This window comes from Thiorhodococcus fuscus (assembly GCF_042682685.1).
GTDB classification, from domain to species: domain Bacteria; phylum Pseudomonadota; class Gammaproteobacteria; order Chromatiales; family Chromatiaceae; genus Imhoffiella; species Imhoffiella fuscus.
This window is the reverse complement of sequence record NZ_JBHUHX010000001.1, coordinates 106,596-126,153: the sequence shown is the minus strand read 5'-3', so window position 1 is coordinate 126,153 and position 19,558 is coordinate 106,596. Positions and strand designations below refer to the sequence as shown.

14 protein-coding genes are annotated in these 19,558 nt (G+C 63.0%); 6 read left to right on the top strand and 8 right to left on the bottom strand.

What is annotated here, in order from left to right; translation table 11 throughout:
- Positions 1 to 35: 35 nt before the first annotated feature.
- The 4 genes from ACFSJC_RS00540 to ACFSJC_RS00525 all read right to left on the bottom strand — a co-directional run bounded on the left by ACFSJC_RS00540 (position 36) and on the right by ACFSJC_RS00525 (position 4,980).
- A complete protein-coding gene (locus ACFSJC_RS00540) occupies positions 36 to 311 on the bottom strand; it encodes a hypothetical protein (RefSeq protein ID WP_386021656.1) in 276 nt (91 codons plus the stop codon).
- A 408-nt stretch (positions 312 to 719) separates the two neighbouring features.
- On the bottom strand, positions 720 to 1,805 hold the full coding sequence (gene metA / locus ACFSJC_RS00535; RefSeq protein ID WP_386021653.1) for a homoserine O-succinyltransferase MetA: 1,086 nt from the start codon (positions 1,803 to 1,805) through the stop codon (positions 720 to 722).
- A gap of 254 nt (positions 1,806 to 2,059) precedes the next feature.
- Positions 2,060 to 2,917: an ATPase gene (locus ACFSJC_RS00530; RefSeq protein WP_386021650.1), complete on the bottom strand. Its 858-nt coding sequence runs from the start codon at positions 2,915 to 2,917 to the stop codon at positions 2,060 to 2,062.
- A 173-nt stretch (positions 2,918 to 3,090) separates the two neighbouring features.
- Positions 3,091 to 4,980, bottom strand: coding sequence for an ATP-binding cassette domain-containing protein (locus ACFSJC_RS00525; protein WP_386021647.1), 1,890 nt, complete (start codon positions 4,978 to 4,980; stop codon positions 3,091 to 3,093).
- A gap of 226 nt (positions 4,981 to 5,206) precedes the next feature.
- Here ACFSJC_RS00525 and ACFSJC_RS00520 point away from each other — a divergent pair, with 226 nt between their 5' ends.
- The 6 genes from ACFSJC_RS00520 to cydX all read left to right on the top strand — a co-directional run bounded on the left by ACFSJC_RS00520 (position 5,207) and on the right by cydX (position 10,367).
- Complete coding sequence (locus tag ACFSJC_RS00520; protein WP_386021644.1) at positions 5,207 to 5,914, top strand: Crp/Fnr family transcriptional regulator; 708 nt, start codon at positions 5,207 to 5,209, stop codon at positions 5,912 to 5,914.
- 299 nt (positions 5,915 to 6,213) lie between these two features.
- Complete coding sequence (locus tag ACFSJC_RS00515; RefSeq protein WP_386021641.1) at positions 6,214 to 6,621, top strand: DUF6858 family protein; 408 nt, start codon at positions 6,214 to 6,216, stop codon at positions 6,619 to 6,621.
- Between the two features lie 48 nt (positions 6,622 to 6,669).
- The gene (locus ACFSJC_RS00510) at positions 6,670 to 7,047 is read left to right on the top strand and encodes a NifB/NifX family molybdenum-iron cluster-binding protein (RefSeq protein ID WP_386021638.1); all 378 of its coding nucleotides are present in this window, start codon (positions 6,670 to 6,672) and stop codon (positions 7,045 to 7,047) included.
- Positions 7,048 to 7,377: 330 nt separating this feature from the next.
- Positions 7,378 to 8,982, top strand: a complete 1,605-nt coding sequence (locus tag ACFSJC_RS00505; protein ID WP_386021635.1) for a cytochrome ubiquinol oxidase subunit I — start codon at positions 7,378 to 7,380, stop codon at positions 8,980 to 8,982.
- Between the two features lie 17 nt (positions 8,983 to 8,999).
- Entirely contained in the window at positions 9,000 to 10,142 is a 1,143-nt protein-coding gene (cydB, locus tag ACFSJC_RS00500; RefSeq protein WP_386021632.1) for a cytochrome d ubiquinol oxidase subunit II, read from the top strand.
- Between the two features lie 99 nt (positions 10,143 to 10,241).
- Positions 10,242 to 10,367 carry a cytochrome bd-I oxidase subunit CydX gene (gene cydX / locus ACFSJC_RS00495; protein WP_386021629.1) on the top strand — a complete coding sequence of 42 codons (126 nt, stop codon included), beginning with the start codon at positions 10,242 to 10,244 and terminating at the stop codon, positions 10,365 to 10,367.
- Positions 10,368 to 10,415: 48 nt separating this feature from the next.
- On the opposite strand, the gene ACFSJC_RS00490 is transcribed toward cydX, so the two are convergent.
- The 4 genes from ACFSJC_RS00490 to ACFSJC_RS00475 form a co-directional block, all read right to left on the bottom strand.
- On the bottom strand, positions 10,416 to 11,093 hold the full coding sequence (locus tag ACFSJC_RS00490; RefSeq protein WP_386021627.1) for a YiaD family glycine zipper/OmpA-like lipoprotein: 678 nt from the start codon (positions 11,091 to 11,093) through the stop codon (positions 10,416 to 10,418).
- A gap of 205 nt (positions 11,094 to 11,298) precedes the next feature.
- Positions 11,299 to 12,927 (bottom strand): glycosyltransferase family 4 protein, encoded by a 1,629-nt coding sequence (locus ACFSJC_RS00485; protein WP_386021624.1) that lies wholly within the window; start codon positions 12,925 to 12,927, stop codon positions 11,299 to 11,301.
- A 280-nt stretch (positions 12,928 to 13,207) separates the two neighbouring features.
- The gene (gene hrpA / locus ACFSJC_RS00480; protein WP_386021621.1) at positions 13,208 to 17,215 is read right to left on the bottom strand and encodes an ATP-dependent RNA helicase HrpA; all 4,008 of its coding nucleotides are present in this window, start codon (positions 17,213 to 17,215) and stop codon (positions 13,208 to 13,210) included.
- Positions 17,216 to 17,269: 54 nt separating this feature from the next.
- Positions 17,270 to 19,315, bottom strand: a complete 2,046-nt coding sequence (locus tag ACFSJC_RS00475) for an EAL domain-containing response regulator (protein ID WP_386021618.1) — start codon at positions 19,313 to 19,315, stop codon at positions 17,270 to 17,272.
- Between the last annotated feature and the right edge of the window lie 243 nt (positions 19,316 to 19,558).

Genomic DNA, 19,558 nt, shown 5'->3' with positions numbered 1-19,558 from the left:
GCGGCCCTTTTCGAGATCGACGAGCGGTGCGTGCCTCAAGCGGCGTCGCGATACTCGACCGGCAGCCAGCTGCTCAGACGCTCGCGCTCCTGATTGAAATCCAAGGTGAAGAAGTGATTCAGCACCTCCAGCGCCTCGTCCAAGTCCTCGCAGGGCCACTCGTTGGTGACCGTGCGGCAATTCCAATCCTCGACGTGGAAGCAGCAATGGCAGCCCTTCGCAGCGCCTTCGGCGTCGAAGCGCAGTTTGAATCCGGTCGATGTGCGGGGATCCCATTTGTAGCGGATCGCGTTTTCGGTTGCATCAAACATGTCTGGACCTTCTCGGAATTTGGTTCATGAAGTCGGTAGTCCCACCCGAGACACCGCCAGAGCTGCCATCAAACCCCCGCCGAAACAAACAAACAACACGCTTGTATCATTTAGGCTGCATGCAGCATCTCATGGTTTAATTCTAGTACCAAAACGCAACAGTTGACAACCGGGATTTGCACCCATTCGCGATAAAAAATGTGATGGATTAAGACTTATCAAGAATCCATAACCAAAGGCCGGATTAACGAATTGCGTATCGATCAGCCGGAAGCTCGTATCAATTTCACAACAAAACGTGTGGTAAAAGCATACGCAGCCCTGATAACACGGAGACCGGCCCGACGACCTAACCGACGGTACCATCGGTTTCGGACTTATCTGTTGCGAGAAAGTGTTTTTGAGCCTTTAAAAGCAAGCACTCGGCCAATCCAAACCGAGCGGATCATCGGGATTCACGTGCGACATGAAGTTCCGGGCACGATCATGATGGGTGACCTTGTAGACGAGCCCCATCCAGTTGCCGAGCACCCCTTCGGCCGTGTCGTGCCAGGTATTGTGCAGCCCATGGAGGATTAGATCCTCCGGAAACTCGGGCATTTCGCACCCTTGATCCAGGGCCGCGAGCACATGGGCTCGGTGCTCGTCGAGAATGGCGCCTGCCTGCACCCCGAAATAGTTTTCCGGGAATGGCGGGTAGTCCGGTCGCGCACCGACGGCAAACCGCCTGACCTCGCGCTTGTACTCCTTGAGCAGCGAAACAGTGTCGTATTCAGGATGTCCCTGAAAGAAGACCTGGCGGAAGCCGTCGGGACTCACCGCCAGATGAACCCCGGCCTCATCGCTCCCTGCAAGCACGCTCAGACCAGCGGCCTCGAACTGCTCGCGACTAATGTCGTTGAAGCGCGAATGGGGTACGTCGAAGCGCGTATTCACGTTGCTGACCAACGGATGGGTACGCGCCAAGACGCGATGCGAGAAGACGCCCCAACGCTTCTCGGGCAACCGCCGACGACGCTGGTCATAGCGGAACTGCATGACGGCATGGGTGGCGAGACAGGAACAGAGCGTGGAACAGACGTTCTCGTAGGCCCAATCGACCACCTCGATCAACGGCTGCCAAAAGGGCTCGTCGGCAAGCTCGGGACCCGAGACATTGGCGCCCGTAATGATGAGCGCATCCAGCCCCTCCTCACGAACCCGCTCGAACGGCTCGTAGAAGCGAGCGATATGGGCGCTCGCCTCCGGGCCGCGTTCAAGACCACTCAAGCTGAATGGATGGACGTAGAACTGCGCGATCTGGTTGCTCTGCCCAATCAAGCGGAAGAACTGGCGCTCGGTCGCGGCCAGGGCCGCGTCGGGCATCATATTGAGCAAGCCCACGTGCAATTCCCGAATGTCCTGCTGCAACGCCAGATCGGGCGGAAGGATCTGCTGCCCCTCCTCGCGCAGACGGGCGAAGGTGGGCAGGTCGTTGTGGGCGACGATCGGCATAGTCTTGGCGTTCCTCTATTTCACGCTCGGGAACCGTCCAGCAAGAGACCTCCGAAGTCTCGTGGACGCGCAGTCATACGCATCACCGAGGCTTCACGCGCGAAAACTCGCGCGGCCACACCGGGTCGCCCTGCTCTTGAAACGCCAGCCGCACCCAGAGATCGGGAAGCAATCGATGGACACTCAATGTAGAGAACACCGTTCTCTAAATCACACAATTGGGCGCCATCGGCTACCGCCGATGGCGCTAAGGGTCAGGACCGGACCGTCTCGGCCTTTGCGATCGCCGACTCGATCAAGAGCAGGAAGTCCTGCTCGTCACGAACCTGGGCCACGTCCTCGGACGACACCGTATAACCATACGGACGCGCGATCGCCTCGTATCGAGGCACCCGCGAATGGAAGAGACGCGGGAAAACCCAGCGCGTAAAGTCGTCCGGATCGATCTCGGCGACATAGTCGAGCGACTTGAGGGCGAGATAATCCTTGACGGCGACCTGCAGGAACTCGGGACGATAGTAAAGCGGCTTCGGGTCGGCCTGGGCACGCTGGATGAGCTTGATCTCGTCCACCTCCGGCACCCGGATATAGAGTATCAAGCTGTGCTTGGCGAGCATCTCGATGACCCGCGGCTCGTCGAGCTCGCACAGACTGCCGCCCACGTCATTGACCAAATGGGCATAGCTGTAGATGTCCTGCGCCTTGCGCACGAAATCCGGGAGGTCGAGCATGGCGGCGATCTCGGCCTCGCGATAGAGCGCCTGGCGCCGGTTGAACTCGTCCAGCGGCAGGCCGCCCTGCTCGGGATTGCCGAGCTTGCCGATGAAACTCAGCACGGGTCCCAGGTCGGTGACCTTGATATTGTTGCGGATGGCGATCCAGTCCCGACGCAGTAATTCGCGCAGGAAAGGCTCGCGCATCGCCTGGGCCTTGATGAGGTCGAGGATCGGCTCATCCAGATAGCGGGTACCGATCCGGTAGTCACCCGAATAGTGGAACCAGTCGTTGCGACGCAGCATCGCCGACAGGTAGGTTTTGCCCACCCCGGACATGCCGAGCAGGGTCACGCATTTGTGCTTCCAGGCGCGGAATTCGTCGACCGAGAACTTCAAGGATCAGGACTCCATTAGGCGATGATTGGGATGCAGGACAAACGACCGCAGACCTCGACCAACATGTGCCGAGCCTATCGGGACCAGCCAACCCGCAGAAGGATCGATGGTAATGCAGCACCCGCCACGCTGACCAGAGACGCCAGCCCAGGAACGCCAGACGGCCGACCCGCTCAACGCCGCGCCTCCAGCGCCTCCCAGCGCGCATAGGCGTCTTCCAGGATCGATTCGACCTCCGCCAGACGCTCCTTGACCCGCACCACCTCGCCCGAATCGCCCTGATAGAGTGCAGGATCGGCCATGCGCGCCTGCAGGTCGGACTGCTCCGATTCGAGCGATTCGATACGCGACGGCAACTCGGCCAGCTCGCGCGTTTCCTTATAGCTGAGCTTATCCGCTGTCCGTTTGGGGCTGGCCGGTTCGACGGGCGGTATCGCCTTCGACTTGGGTTCGAGATCCGGCTTCGGGGCCGGACGCTGGCGCAGCCAGTCCTCGTAGCCGCCGATATAGTCGCGCACAAGGCCGTCGCCCTCGAACACCAGGGTGCTGGTCACGACGTTATCCAAGAGCGCGCGGTCGTGGCTGACCAGCAGCAGGGTGCCATTGAACTGGACCAGCAGCTCTTCGAGCAACTCCAGCGTCTCGGCATCGAGATCGTTGGTCGGCTCGTCGAGCACCAGCAGGTTGGCCGGACGGGTGAAGAGCTTGGCCAGCAGCAGCCGATTGCGCTCGCCGCCCGAGAGCGCCTTGACCGGCTGTCGCGCACGCTCCGGGGTGAAGAGGAAATCCTTGAGATAAGAGAGGACGTGCCGGCTGGCGCCCTCAACCTCGATCTGATCGCTACCGCCTGCGACATTGTCCTGGACGCTTTTCTCCAGATCGAGCTGATCGCGCATCTGGTCGAAGAAGGCCACCTGCAGGTTGGTGCCACGCCGGATGAGGCCCTGCTGCGGCTCCAGATCCCCGAGCAACAGCTTGAGCAACGTACTCTTGCCCGCGCCGTTCGGACCGATGATGCCGATCTTATCACCGCGCAGAATTAGCGTGTTGAGGCCCCGAATCACCGGACGCTCGCCCCAGCTGTAGCCGACATCCTCGGCCTCGGCGACCAATTTTCCAGAGCGATCGGCCTCTGTCATACGCAGCCGCGCGGTCCCTTGCAATTCGCGCCGCTGAAGACGCTCGTCGCGCATCGACTTGAGTGCGCGGACACGCCCCTCGTTGCGGGTTCGCCGCGCCTTGATGCCCTGACGGATCCAGACCTCCTCCTCGGCCAGCTTGCGGTCGAACTGCTCGGCCGCCAGCGCCTCGGCATGCAGCCGCTCCTCGCGACGCCGCAGATAGTTGGCATAATTGCCGGGCCAGTCGGTGATGTGGCCGCGATCGAGTTCGAGGATGCGGGTGGCGACGCGCTGCAGGAACCGGCGGTCATGGGTCACGAACAGCAACGATCCGGAAAAGCCGAGGAGGAACTCCTCCAGCCAATCGATGGATTCGATGTCCAGATGGTTGGTCGGCTCGTCGAGCAGCAGCAGATCCGGCTCGATGACCAGGGCGCGCGCCAGCAGAACGCGACGCTGAAGACCTCCGGAGAGTGATTCGAATCGGGCCTCGGCATCCAGCCCCAAGCGCGAGATGACACGCTCGGTACGCTGCTCGATCTCCCAGCCTCCCTGGTCGTCGAGCTGATGCTGAAGCCGCGCGAGATGCGCCAACTGCTCCTCCGTGGCATTGGTCCCGAGCGCGTGCGACAGCGTGAAATACTGCTGCACGACCGAACCCAGCTCGCCCAAGCCATCGGCCACCACCTCGAAGACGCTCGCCGTCTTGCCGCGCGGGACCTCCTGCGCCAGCGTGGCGATCCGCAGCCCCTGAGCGCGCCGCAATTGGCCGCCGTCGGCCTGCACCTCGCCCGTAATGATCTTGAGCAGGGTGGATTTTCCCGCACCGTTGCGGCCGATCAGACAGATCCGCTCTCCCCGGTCGATGGTGAATGAGACCTCATCCAGGAGCGGAGGAAGACCGTAGGACAAGCTGATCGTGTCGAGACTGAGCAATGACATCTGAATTCCAGAAAATTGAACGTGCGATGGAGCAAGGGGTCTGAAGCCGATATCCGGTCGAGAGTAGAGAGGGCGACCGGGTGACGCAACCTCAGCCCAACCCCGCGCCCTTGCGATATGTCAATGACAGGATTCGCCCGGACGCCACTCGGGGCAAATCGGTTACTATTCGCAGATCGCGCGCGCCGTAACGAGACGCGCATGCCTAAGGGATCAACCTAACCCGATGACGAAGAGTGTGACTTTACGGGACGCCTGGTCGGGCGAAGCCAATTGTCTGAATTGTTCCCTGCGCACATCGGTCTTGTTCGCCGGCCTGCAGGAACGGGACTTCGAGCGTATTCACGATCCCATCGATCAGTTCACCCTCAAGCCCGGCAACAATCTCTACCACGCCGGCGACCGGGGTGACTACATGTTCACCGTGCGTACCGGCGTGCTCAAGCTCGTCCAGTACCTGCCCGACGGCGGTCAGCGCATCGTGCGCATCGCACGCCCGACGGACGTGCTCGGACTGGAAGCCATCCTGGACGACGCCTATCACCACGATGCCGTCGCACTGCAGCTGACCGAGGTCTGCCGCTTCCCCGCCCGACTGGTCCGCGATCTGGGGGCGGAAACCCCGGAGCTGCACCGCGAACTCATGGCACGCTGGCAACGCGCGCTGAACGAGGCGGATGCCTGGTTGACCGAACTCTCCACCGGCTCGGCGCGCCAACGCGTGGCGCGACTGCTGCTGCGACTCGTGCGCGACCGCGAGACGAGCGAATGCCATCTCTTCAGCCGCGAAGACATGGGCGCCATGCTCGGGGTCACGACGGAGACCACCAGCCGCACCATCGCCGAGTTCAAGCGCCAGAGCCTGCTGGTCGAGACAACGCCCAACCTCTTCCTGCTGGATATCCCCAACCTGCGACGCATCGCCGAGGACTGAGGTCGCGGCCGGTTCTCGCCCCGCGAGACCCGGCACACCTCGGTGAATGTGCATCCCTGGTGGCCCGGAAACAAAACACCTCGACGGCTTGACTGATTTCAATGCCCGGGCCGGATACGACCGCTTAATCTGTCGCTCTTCCGTCGCACACGGCCGTTTCGTCTCGGCCGTCGCGGGAATCATGACCCTGAGTGGACCTCAGAGCGCCCCGCATCCGCATCGCTCTGCTGCTGTACTGGCCCCGGCCATCCTCCTGCCGCGCGACTCCATTGTCACCGCACTCGCCGTTGGAGCCCGCCATGAAACAGACGTTCTCAACCACAGAATATCCAGTCTTCACACTGGAATTCTCACGAAACGAGACCAGCTTCGATTCGGTGGACGCCATCTGCGGCTACTTCAGGGCCTGTATCGAGGCACACAGGGCCGCAGTCTTCATCGCCGAATTCGATCACCTCGCGCATACGATGAGTCTGCCCGAGGGACAGGTCGGGGATGAGATACGAGCGGCCAAGAACGTGGTCTTCTGTTTCGGCATCGCCTTACCCAGTCCGCAGGCGCTCGCCGGTCGACCGCGCTCCATCGGGGTGGCCGAGATCGAGCAAGGCTTCATGGTCACCTTCCTGGAGGCGCCCATGCCGATCGCAAACGCCGCCATGGAGGACTGGGCCAATGGCCTGCTCAAGGTCCAGAGCGCGGTCGCCTGATGTGACGGAAGCACCCATTTCATCATCCTTCATTTCGTGGAGTACGCGATGCGCATCGCTGTCACCAGCCAAAACTTCCGGACCATCACCGGCCACGCGGGCAAGACCCGGCGATTCCTCATCCTGGAAGCCGACGGCCGCTCGGAGCCGATCGAAATCGACCGGCTCGACCTCCAACCCAATATGTCGATGCACGATTATCAGGGAAACGATCATCCACTATTCGAGCTGGGCCTCGATGTCATCATCACCCAGAGCGCGGGGCGCGGCTTCATCGAGCGTATGGCCCAGCGCGGCATCCAGGTCCATGCCACGAGCCTCACCGACCCGCGCGACGCAGCCACCACCCTGGCTGCGGGTCGCCCCCTACCGATGGCACAACCGCACGCGCATGAACATGTTCAACTGAACGTTTCAAACAACTGACCAGATCACCGTTTGCCCCGCAGCACTTGCGATCGCGGGGCACACCCCCCATTTGGCTCTCCGCCTGAACGCCTGAACCGCGCCAGCCGTTCGACACCCAGGTATCCCGACCTATTCGCCATCCGTTGGATCCGCTCCGTTTCGCTCGGGCACCCCGGTTCCTATGTGTTGCGGTAGGTCATTTCTGATGATCCCCGACTCCTTTAGTCTGGACTCGAGCGCTGGGCAACCGGATTGCCGCCTCAGGCCCACGCAAGCCGGAACGCAGGGCCTCGGCACTCAAGCTGAATCATCCGCAAATCAGGTTTTCGTTCTCCAGGAGAATCGCTCATGCTCGACAGTTCCATGATCGAACTCTCGCGATGGCAATTTGCCGCCACGGCGATGTATCACTTTCTATTCGTTCCCCTGACACTGGGTCTCTCCTGGATTCTGGTGATCATGGAAAGCGTCTATGTCATGACCGGACGCGAGATCTACCGGGACATGACCAAGTTCTGGGGCAAGCTCTTCGGCATCAACTTCGCCCTGGGCGTCACCACCGGACTCACCATGGAGTTCCAGTTCGGCACCAACTGGGCCTACTACAGCCACTATGTCGGGGACGTCTTCGGCGCCCCGCTGGCGATCGAGGGCCTGATGGCCTTCTTCTTGGAATCGACCTTCATCGGTCTCTTCTTCCTCGGCTGGGAACGCCTGTCCAAGCGCCAGCATCTGACCGTCACCTTCCTCACCGCATTTGGCTCGAACCTGTCGGCACTCTGGATCCTGATCGCCAACGGCTGGATGCAAAACCCGGTCGGCTCCGAATTCAGCTATGAAACCATGCGCATGGAGATGACCAGCTTCGTCGATTTGGTCTTCAATCCTGTCGCTCAGGTGAAATTCGTCCACACCGTCGCTGCCGGCTATGTCACCGCCTCCATGTTCGTGCTCGGCATCAGCGCCTGGTACATCCTCAAGGGCCGCGACCTGGCGTTCGCCAAGCGCTCATTCTCGGTCGCGGTCGGCTTCGGCCTCGCCTCGATCTTCTCCGTCATCCTGCTCGGCGACGAATCCGGCTACGAGGTCGGCGACGTGCAGAAGGTCAAGCTCGCCGCCATCGAAGCCGAATGGGAGACCGAACCGGCCCCCGCCGCCTTCACGATCTATGGCGAACCGAGCAACGACGAGCAGGAAACGCGCAACGCGATCAAGATCCCCTGGGCACTGGGCCTGATCGCGACCCGCTCGCTCGATACCGAGGTGACCGGCCTCAAGGAACTCATGCGCGAGCATGAGGTGCGCATCCGCAGCGGCATGCTCGCCTATCAGTATCTCGAACGTCTGCGCGGCGGAGAGGACACCGCCGCGAATCGCGGGCTCTTCGAGGAACACAAGGACGACCTCGGCTATGGACTGCTGCTGAAGCGCTATACCGAGAATCCGGCCGAGGCCACCGAGGAACAGATCCAAATGGCCGTGAAAGACTCGATTCCCGAGGTCGCACCGCTGTTCTGGACCTTCCGCATCATGGTCGGCGCGGGTGTCTGGATGTTGCTTCTGCTCCTGCTCGGCTTCTACTACAACGCCAAACGCGTCATCCAAGAGAAACGCTGGCTGCTGCGCCTCTTCCTCATCAGTATCCCCGTACCCTGGATCGCCGCCGAAACCGGCTGGTTCGTCGCCGAGTTCGGCCGTCAGCCTTGGGCGATCGGCGAGGTCCTGCCGACCAGCATCGCCTCATCGAGCCTCACCGCAAACGACATCATGATCAGCCTCTCGGCCTTCATCCTCTTCTACACCGGGCTCTTCGTGATCGAGATGTTCCTCATGTTCAAGTTCGCCCGCCTCGGCCCCAGCTCGCTGCACACCGGGCGCTACCACCACGAGCGCGGCAATCTCCACGCCGGAGGCATGCCACCCGCGACCGCCCCTCAGAAACCGGCCGAATAAGCCCAGGAGGAAAGATCATGATCCTCGATTACGAAACGCTGAAGTTCATCTGGTGGGTTCTGGTCGGCGTGCTGTTCATCGGCTTCGCCGTCACCGACGGACTCGACATGGGGGTGGGCGCACTGCTCCCATTCCTCGGCAAGAACGACCTGGAGCGGCGCGTCATCATCAACACGGTGGGGCCGCACTGGGACGGCAATCAGGTCTGGCTGATCACGGCCGGAGGCGCCATCTTCGCAGCCTGGCCGATCGTCTATGCCTCGGCCTTCTCGGGCTTCTATTTCGCCATGCTGCTGGCGCTATTCGCGCTCTTCTTTCGGCCGGTCGGGTTCGACTACCGGAGCAAGATCGCCGATCCGCGCTGGCGTAACGCCTGGGACTGGGGGCTGTTCGTCGGAGGCGCCGTGCCCGCGCTGGTGTTCGGCATCGCCTTCGGCAACCTGCTGCAAGGCGTACCCTTCCATCTGGACGGCATGTTGCGCCCCTACTACAGCGGCAGTTTCTTCGGCCTACTGAACCCCTTCGCCCTACTCGCAGGCGTCGTCAGCGTCGGCATGCTGGTCATGCATGGCGCCATCTGGCTACAACTGCGCACCGCCGACCCCGTGTCGAGCCGCGCCAAGGTCGCAGTGAAAAGGGCCGGCCTGGTGACGATCGGGGCCTTCGCATTGGCCGGAGTCTGGCTGAGCCTCGGAATCGACGGCTTCCGCGTCGTCGCCATGCCCGCGCTCGACGCCACGCCCAATCCGTTGACCAAGGAGGTCGTTCAGGAATCGGGCGCCTGGCTGTCCAACTACGCCAACTATCCTTGGACGCTGGCCTTCCCGCTACTGGGATTCGGTGGACTGGCGCTCGCGATTCTCGCCTCCATGTCGAATCGTGCCGGACTCGGCCTCGTCGCCAGCAGCCTCGGCCTGACCGGGATCATCGTGACTGCGGGGGCCGCCATGTTCCCCTTCATCATGCCGTCGAGCACCAACCCCAATAGCAGCCTGATCGTCTGGGACGCGGTGTCGAGCCACCTGACGCTGACGGTGATGTTCTGGGCCGCCGTCATCTTCGTGCCACTGATCATCGGCTACACCACCTGGACCTACACCAAGATGTGGCGTCGCGTGACGGTCGAGGAGATCGAGGCGCAGGACCATCTGGCCTACTGAAACCGGACCGGGTCTTCGTCGCGGCGAACCCGGCCTTCGCGGCCGGGCCGCCGGACGGACGATAGCCCTGGGATCACCGCAGATTGAGAGGAAAACGCGATGTGGTACTTCTCGTGGATCTTGGGCGTCCTTCTGGCGCTCGCATTCGGCATCGTCAACGTCATGTGGTACGAATCGGAGCAATTCGCCGGCCCCGCCTCGGATGACGATCACGCCCCAAATTGATGCCTGAACAGGTCGGGCGGACGTCCGCCCGACCTATCGAATGGAGACTCAGCTCGCCCGAATGGGGATGATGACGATATCGACGCGGCGATTCAGACGCCGCCCCTCCTCCGTATTGTTGCTCGCCACCGGCCGCGTCATTCCATAGCCACGCGACTCCATGCGCCCCGGGTTGACCCCGCTGCTCGCCAGATAGTTCTCGACGGAGACCGCACGACGTCGCGAGAGGTCCATGTTGTACTGGGCGGCCCCCGTGTTGTCGGTGTGCCCCGCGATCGCCAGCTGGGTCTTGCCGTACTTGTTCACGACCCCCGCGATTTTGTCCATGGTGCTGTAGAAGGCCGGTTTGATACGATCCGAATCCACCTCGAAGCTCGTGGCGCCGGTCATACCGACCAGCAGCTGATCGTCGGGCAGCTTCTCGACCCAGATCACGCCGCTCGCGATCTCCGGGGCGAGCACCCGCTCGAAATCCTGCCGCTGCTGATCCATGTAGGCGCCCACGGCCGTTCCTAACAGGGCGCCACCGACCGCGCCGATCAAGGCGCCCTTGCCCGCATCGGCGCTCAATGAGCCGATCAGCGCCCCCGCAGCCGCGCCAGTTGCCGTACCGATCGTAGCGCCCCGGCCAGTCTCGGTCATACCAGAACCATCGGCCGCACAACCAGAGACGAGTACGGCGACGGTCGCCGAAACGATCAGGCGTTTCGAGATAGCAGGACTCATTGATGCCCCCTTCAGTAGATTGAGGTATGGAGTAATTGATCCAGAGCCGGGCAGCACAACGAGACGCCGCACAGATGCTGGAGCAGCCCGAAATCGGGCCTGGCCCAATAAAAGACGGGCGCTCCAGGCATCATAACTGATGTCCGCATGGCTCAGCGGCAAGAACTGACGACGGCAGACAGGACGCATTGACACCCCCTAGATCCTACAAACCCGTCAGCCCCTTCAGCGTCAGAATCGCCAAGGCGGTCACGACGCTCGCCCTGAGCAATCCGTTCCTCGATTCGGCGTCGGACATCAACACCTCGATGGCGTAGAAGAGAATGATGGCGCCTAGCGCCAGCCAGCCGACACGCTCATACAAGGGTGCACTCAGATTGGGTACGACGACGGCGACGACCAGGATGAGGACATCGAGCGAATTGACCTGAAAACCGGTCTTGGAAAATCGCACCCAAATCGCCGTCAATCCGCCAAACAGGCCAAAGGCCGCAAAGGCCCAGGATTTATGGGATTCGATCGCGGAGATGCTCGACATGAAATAGACGACGGCGACCGCAATCACATAGGCGGCCAGCCGCTCGCCCCAGAACCGCCAACTCGGCGGCAGCCAAAACCCGAGCATCAGGAACACCAGCAGGAGACCCGAAAGGGTCGCCACATCCGAGCTGACATCCGGTGCGATCACCGCGCCGGCCACCAGGGTCGAGGAAACCGCGATAGCGAGAAATCGAGAGGCCCAGATTGCCACATACCTGCCGACCAACTCCGTCGATCGGCGTCCATCCGAATCGACATCCAGATCGACCCGATCGGGACCCTGCCCCGAACGGGATGCGCGCACCGACAAGACGCAGAGGGTATAGAGCAGACCCGCAGAGAAACCGGCATAAACGGCCAGGAGCACCAGGTCGGCGCTAAAGCGCAACACATAGGCCAACAGAATGAGAAACAACTGAGCGCCATAGATGCTCACGACCGCCTGGTACTGATTCCAGCCCAACCCCAACAATCGGTGGTGCAGATGCAAGCGGTCTGGCGAAAAGGGCGATCGGCCATCCGCGATGCGGCGAATCATGACCGAGAGCGTATCCAGAATCGGCAGCCCGAGAATCAGCACCGGAACCACCTTGCTGACCGCCGTGTCAGGACGCTGGGTCACAATCAGGGCGATCACGGCGGTGCTGAACCCGAGAAACTGACTCCCGGTGTCCCCCATGAAGATCTGGGCCGGATTGGTGTTGAAACGCAGAAACCCGAATATCGCACCCATGATGGCGAAGGAGACCATGAGCGCCGCCGAATCCTCGCATTCGTAGGCAAGAACTGCGAGCGCCCCCAGTGCAAGCAGACTCAAACCGCCCGCGAGCCCATCGAGGCCATCGGAGAGGTTGACGGCGTTGGTCAGCCCGACCAGCACGAGCAGGGTCAAAGGCAGGCCCAGCCAACCCGGCAGTGGATCAAGCCCCAAGAAGGGGATCCGATCGATCAGCACCCCACCGAGCAACACCACGACGAGTGCCGACACCAGCTGTCCCAGCAACTTCAGCCGGTAGTCGAGGTTGAACCGATCGTCCAGGATCCCGAACCCGAAGATCACAACCGACCCCAGCACCCAGGCGAGCAGATCGGGTCGCATCGGCACCCACAGAAGAATCGGCGTCAAGGCGCCGATGACGATCGCGATCCCACCCGTTCGAGGAATGGCGCGGCTATGAATCTTCCGATCGCCCGGCTGATCCGTCATACCGAGCCGACCGGCGAAACGCGACAGCGGTGGGACCAACAGCATCGAGATGAACAAAGCCACGAGCAATACGTAGATGGCTTGCATATTCAGATAGGCACCGAATTGCCCGTCGACGTCCAGCTGAGGGAAGGATACGCCTGAGGAAACGCCCAGCTGCCAGCCAGCCTCAGCGCAGACACGGAGATGACAGCAAAAGCGTCGAAAACGCGCCTGTATGGCACAGTCCCCGGCCCAAGGCCCCCAGATGGAGGATTCGAATCTCGGTCGGCGTCCATTATAGATGGGGCGCCATACGTGTTTCCCTCAAGTCATGGACAAGTAACACCTGTCACCACTCAGAAGGCCCGTTCGTCAATCGGCGTTCTCACAACCCCAGTTCGCGCCATCGCCCCTGAAGGCGCTTGATCGACACCGGCACGGGCGTTCCAAGCTGCTGGGCAAACAAGGAGACGCGCAACTCTTCGAGCAACCAGCGGATCTCGTCGAGACGGGGATCCTGACGTCCAGCCGCCTGGGCCGCCCTGTCGCGCTCGCGCCAACGAGTATTGACCTCGGCCATCTCCGCCATCCACTGACGATCCCGACCAGGGGCATGACCCAACCGCTCGATGCGCTGCTCGATCGCCTTGAGATAGCGCGGATACTCCTTGAGACGCCTGTAAGCCACCCGCTGCGTGAAACCGCGAAAGACGAGCGCGTCCAGCTGCTCGCGGATATCCATCACCGACGGCATCCAGTTGACCTGAGTGATCGCTGAAAGCTGCTTGCGCAAGGACTGATAGCCAGCGAGGATGCCGCCGATCAGGACGCCAACCTCCTTGGCCGTCCCGAAGAGATGCGACTTGCGCTCCGCCAATCGCTGCTCGAAGACGGACTGCCCCCGAATCGGCGGCAAATCCTCGACAAAGGTCAGATCCAGCGCGAGCGCGACCAGTTCGTCGGCCAGATCAGGCTCCTTACCGCCACCGGAAGACGCACTCACGGCGCTTACGGGCGGCTTGGGTGCCTTGGCGTACTGCAATCGCATTCGATCGAGATTGGGCAGATCCTTGCGCAACCGACGCAGATCCGCACCAAGATGCAGCATGAACAGCCGTCTGAGCCCATCGCGCTGGACCAGCGCCGCACTCTCGGCCGAATCCAGCACCTGGATCGCCACAGAATCCCCACGATCGACCAAGGCCGGAAACCCACGCAACCGGATACCGGCGCGGGTCAGATCCACATGTTCGGGCAGATCGCCGAAATCCCAACGGGTGATGCCCTCGCGCTCCAGTCCGCTGGTTGGGATGTGGGCGAAACCCTCCTGGGCCTGACCGCCGAACTGACGTTTGAGCCGGACCGGATCGTCCCCGACGGCGAGCCGCTTCCCGGACTCGTCGACGAGACGGATCTTCATCCGCAGATGCTCGGGAATATCGCTCTGATCCCAGACATCCTCCGGCACCTGGACCCCAGTCATGGCCTTGAGCGCCTCGCCCAGCGCCTGGATCAGGGGACGATCAGAGGGCTCAAGCCGAGCCGCCAGCCGGGCGGCCGTATCCGGGATGGGCACGAACGCCTTGCGCAGCTGCTTGGGCAGACCGCGCAGCAAGGCGGTGATGCGCTCCTCGATCAGCCCCGGCACCAGCCACTCCAAGCGCTCGGGCGAGATCTGATTGATCAGCGGCAGCGGGACCACCAGGGTCACGCCATCAGCCGCATGGCCCGGGTCGAAATGGTATTCCAGAGGCAGCGCGGTCGCCCCCACCTGGAGACTGTCGGGAAATGTCTGCTGAGTGATGTCCGCCGCCTCGTGGCGCATCAGGTCGGACATGCGCATGTGCAGAATCTTGGGATCCTTCCTCGACGCCTTCTTCAGCCACTGCTCGAACAGCGGCTTGGAATAGATGCCGCTCGGGATCCGCTCGGCATAGAAGGCATAGATGGATTCCTCGTCGACCAGGATGTCGCGCCGTCGCGACTTGGCCTCCAGATGATGAACGTACTCGATGAGGTCGAGGTTGTGCCGCCAGAAGGGCGCGCGGGTATCGAAGTCGCCCTCGGCCAGACCGAAGCGCAGAAAGATCTCGCGCGACTCCGCCGGATTGATTGGACCGTAGTTGACACGCCGCTTGGGCACCAGGGTGACGCCGTAGAGCATCACCTTCTCGAAGGCCGCGACCTGCCCCGACTTAGCCTGCCAGTGCGGCTCCGAATAGCTGCGCTGGACCAGGTGCCGCCCGGCCTCCTCCACCCAGGTCGGCTGGATCTTGGCGGCGATGCGCCCGTACTGGCGCGTCGTCTCGACCCGCTCCGCGACCATGACCCACTTGGGCGGCTTGGCGAAGAGTGCCGAACTGGGATGGACTAAGAAGCGACTGTTGCGCGCCCCCTGGAATTCGCGCTCGGCCTCGCGGAAGCCGATGTTGCCGAGCAAACCCGCCAGCAGGGCGCGATGGATCTTTTCGGAGCTATCAGCCTCCAGCTTCCTGCCTCCAGCCTGAGGCTGCAGCTCCTGAGCTGGAGGCTGGTGGCTGGCCGCTGAAAGCTGAAAACCCATCTCCAACATCTGCTCGCGCAGCTGGGCGTGGATGTCGCGCCATTCCTGCACCCGGTTCCAGGACAGGAAGTGCCGCTGGCACAGCTTGATGAACTTGTTGCGCGAGAGCGCCTTGCGTTCCTTCTCGATGAAGCGCCAGAGATTGAGGAAGGTGAGGAAGTCCGAGTCCTCGTGGGCGAAGGTGGCATGGATCTCATCGGCCGCCTGCTGCTTGTCGAGCGGACGCTCGCGCGGGTCCTGGACGCTGAGCGCGGCGGCGATGACCAGCACCTCCTCCAGACAGCGATGCTCGGTGGCAGCCAGCAGCATGCGTCCGATCCGGGGATCGACCGGTAGCCGCGCCAGCTGACTGCCCAGCTGGGTCAGATCGCCCTTGTCGTCGATCGCCCCCAGCTCCTCGAGCGTGCGGTAGCCGTCCGACACCAAGCGCGAGTCGGGCGGATCCACGAAGGGGAAGCGCTCGATGGCCCCGAACCCCAGCAACTTCATCTGCAGGATGACCGAGGCCAGGTTGGTGCGGGCGATCTCGGGCTCGGTGAACTCGGCGCGGGACTGGAAGTTGTCCTCGCTGTAGAGCCGGATGCAGATGCCCGAGGCGACGCGACCGCAGCGCCCCTTGCGCTGGTCGGCGCTGGCCTGGGAGACACGCTCCACCGGCAGCCGCTGGACCTTGGTGCGATGGCTGTAGCGGCTGATGCGGGCGAAGCCCGGATCGATCACATAGTGGATGCCGGGCACGGTGAGCGAGGTCTCGGCCACGTTCGTGGCGAGCACCACGCGCCGGGTGCTGTGCGAGTGGAAGATGCGCGCCTGCTCCTGCGGCCCCTGACGGGCGAACAAGGGCAGGACCTCCGTCGAGGGCGGATGGTGCTTGCGCAGTGTCTCGGCGGTCTCGCGGATCTCGCGCTCGCCCGAGAGAAACACCAGCACGTCGCCCGGGCCGCTCTGCGCCAGCTCCTTCACCGCGTCCGAGATCGCCAGCTGCATGGCGTCGTCGCGCTCGGCCGCGCTCTCCTCCTCGGGCGGGCGGTAGCGCACCTCGACCGGATAGGTCCGGCCCGAGATCTCGACGATGGGCGCCGGATTGCCCTGCCCGTCCGCGAAATGCTTGGCGAAGCGCTCGGGATCGATGGTCGCCGAGGTGACGATGATCTTGAGATCCGGCCGCCTGGGCAGGATGCCGCGCAGATAGCCGAGCAGGAAGTCGATGTTGAGACTGCGCTCGTGGGCCTCGTCGATGATGAGGGTATCGTATTCAGTGAGGAAGCGGTCCTGCTGGATCTCGGCGAGCAGCATGCCGTCGGTCATCAGCTTGATCGCCGTCTCCGGGCGCACCCGGTCGTGGAAGCGCACCTTGTAGCCGACCAGACCGCCGGTCTCGGCGCCCAGTTCCTGCGCCACCCGTCCGGCCAGGGTGCGCGCGGCGATACGCCGCGGCTGGGTATGGCCGATGCGCCCGGCGATCCCGCGCCCGAGTTCGAGACAGATCTTGGGCAGCTGGGTGGATTTGCCCGAGCCGGTCTCGCCGCACAGCACGACCACCTGATTGCGCGCGATCAGCTTGGCCACCTCCTCGCGGCGCTCGCTGACCGGAAGCTCGGGCGGATACAGGATCTCGGGCACCGAGGTGCGCCGCTGCTCCAGGAGCGCCTGGGAACGACGGATATCCTGCCACAGCTTGTCCAGGCCCTGATCGCAGGGCTGTCCGGCACGCTGACGCTTGCGCAGACCGCGCAGCCGTGCCTGCACGCCATGCCGGTCGCGGATCAGACAAGCGTCGAGATCCGCCTCGGTGGGAAACTGGGAGGCGTCGGGTAAAACGGCAGTCATCGAAAGAATACACCGCAGGCCGCGAGCGCAGCACCCGCGGATGTGAAGATAAAATCAGGCCTCGGCAATCGCGAAATCGAAGCCCATCTCCGGGCTGGGCGGCTGCACGTAAGGCCCCTGAATCAGATCCACGCCCGCCCCATAGAGACGTGCGATGGTAACGGGTCCGTCCACGCCTGTCGCGATCACCTTCGCCCCGGATGCCTTGACGGACTGAATCAGCCAGGCGATCGCATCCAGCTCCGGCCCCTGCACCACGCGTCGCCCGATGCGCACGAAGCTCGACGACAGCGCCTGCAGCACCCGCGTGCTCTGTTCGCTGAAATCGACCCCGTTGAGACAGACCCGTATGCCGAGCCGCGCGAGCTGGCGGGCACGGCGAATGGCCAGCTCCAGATGTCGGTCTACATCCGCCACCTCGAACTGCAGAACGGGACGCAGCCGAATCAGATCGCGCGCATTGATCTGATCGCGCAGCCAAACGACCCAGTTATCGTCCGCGATCCCCTCTGGAGACTGGTGGATGAAGAGCTGCACCGGGCGCCGTTGGTCGAGCCGCGCCTTGAGCGCATCCAGTCCGGCGAGCAGAATCCTGTGATCGAGATGCGCGGACAACCCCGCCTTGGCCGCAATCGGGATGAACTCGCCTGGCCCGAGCAGTTCGCCATCGCCGATCAAAAGACGCGGCGTCAGCTCGTAACGCTCGCCCATCAGACCGGTCAGCGCGACCATGGGTTCATAGAGCGGCTGGAGCTGTTCCAAGCGGATCGCCTCTACGACCAGGGCGCACCGATCGACCTCTTGCGTGGAGGTCTCTGGCGAGCCGTACCTCCCCAGCGCCCTGGCGCCATCGCGCAGCGACCAATGCGCGGCCTTGCTCGCGCGCGACAGCAGGGTGACCGAGTCGGGACAACCATCCGTCAGCGGATACCAGCCGGCGCCCAGGCGCGCCTCGGGGATATGGCGACCGAGCACCTGCCCGATCTCGTAGGCAAGATGCTGGGCGAACTCAGCGAGCGACAGGGCATCCTGACGATGGATGAGCACGGCGACGGCCTGATCGGCGGCCCGCGCGGCGACATCCCCAGGTCCAATCTCGGCGGCCAGGCTGGCCGCGACCAGCTCGAGCGCGGCCGCGTCTCCGTCGACCTCCAGATAGACCAAGGCCCGCTGCACGCCAGGATAGTGTTTCCCGAACCGTCCGCCATCCTTGGCGATCGCCCCGGATTGGATCTGTCCGATCAGACGATCCAGTTGCCGCAACAGCCGGTCTCGCGTTCCCAGACGCGTCAGATCGTCGATGGAGTCCGGTGCGTGCACCGAATGCCGACGGTTCCTGACGCGCATCAGACGCCCCTGCACACTGGCAACCAGCCGATCCGGGGCCACCGGCTTGGACAGAAAATCGTCTCCGCCAATGCGTAGCGCCGCCATCTGCTGATCGGGATCCAGCTCCGACGACAGGAAGATGATCGGTAGATCGGCAAAGCGCTCTTGGGTGCGAATGACGGCGGTCAGCTCGATTCCGCTCGCGCCCGGCATGTGCAGATCCATCAGGATCAGGTCCGGAGCGAAGCGGTCCAGGGCCTCCATCACGGCGAGCGGATCCAGGACGCGCTCGGTCACCATGCCCGCGCCCTGCAGGACGCGCGCGGCGAAGAGCGCAGCGACCGGCTGGTCGTCGACCACCAGGATGCGGTCCGGTCTCTGTCCCTGGATACCGAGGATCTGAACGAGCCGTTCGGCGAGATCCTCGGCACTCGCGGAAACCGAAAGATAGGTGCCGGCCCCAGCGCGCATGGCGGCGAGACGGAAGCGGATCTCCTCGGAATGCGCCAGGACGACCAAAGGCACGGATTTCGGAAAATCCTTCAACAGCGCCGAGGCGGTCGTCTGCAACGTCTCGGGCTCGCCAAAGACGCGCGAGTCGAGCAGCAGCGCCGCCGGTCGCTCCCCCGCCCCATCCAGACTCGCGGGCGGCTCGGCAGAGGATCGGAGCGACACGCGATACACACTCAGCGCCTCGGACAAGGAGTCCGCCAGCACCGTATCCGATGTGACGAGATGAACGACAGTCAAAACGCTGGGATCGGAAGTCATGGATTCAGGGTCACCGGAATAGGTCGCGCCAAGACTGGCCGCACCAAAAGATACGCAGTCGTATGGTCGAATCTTGCCACAGCGTACACGCAATCATCCAGGGCATGGACAGGACGAGCAGCAGATGCGCGGATGGAGATGACATCCGATGGCATGGGCGGGATTATCCGCGCCGGAGACACGCGGGGGAAGCGAATGCCCCTGAAAATTGGCCTGCCGGAACGGCGAAGCCGACCGGGATCC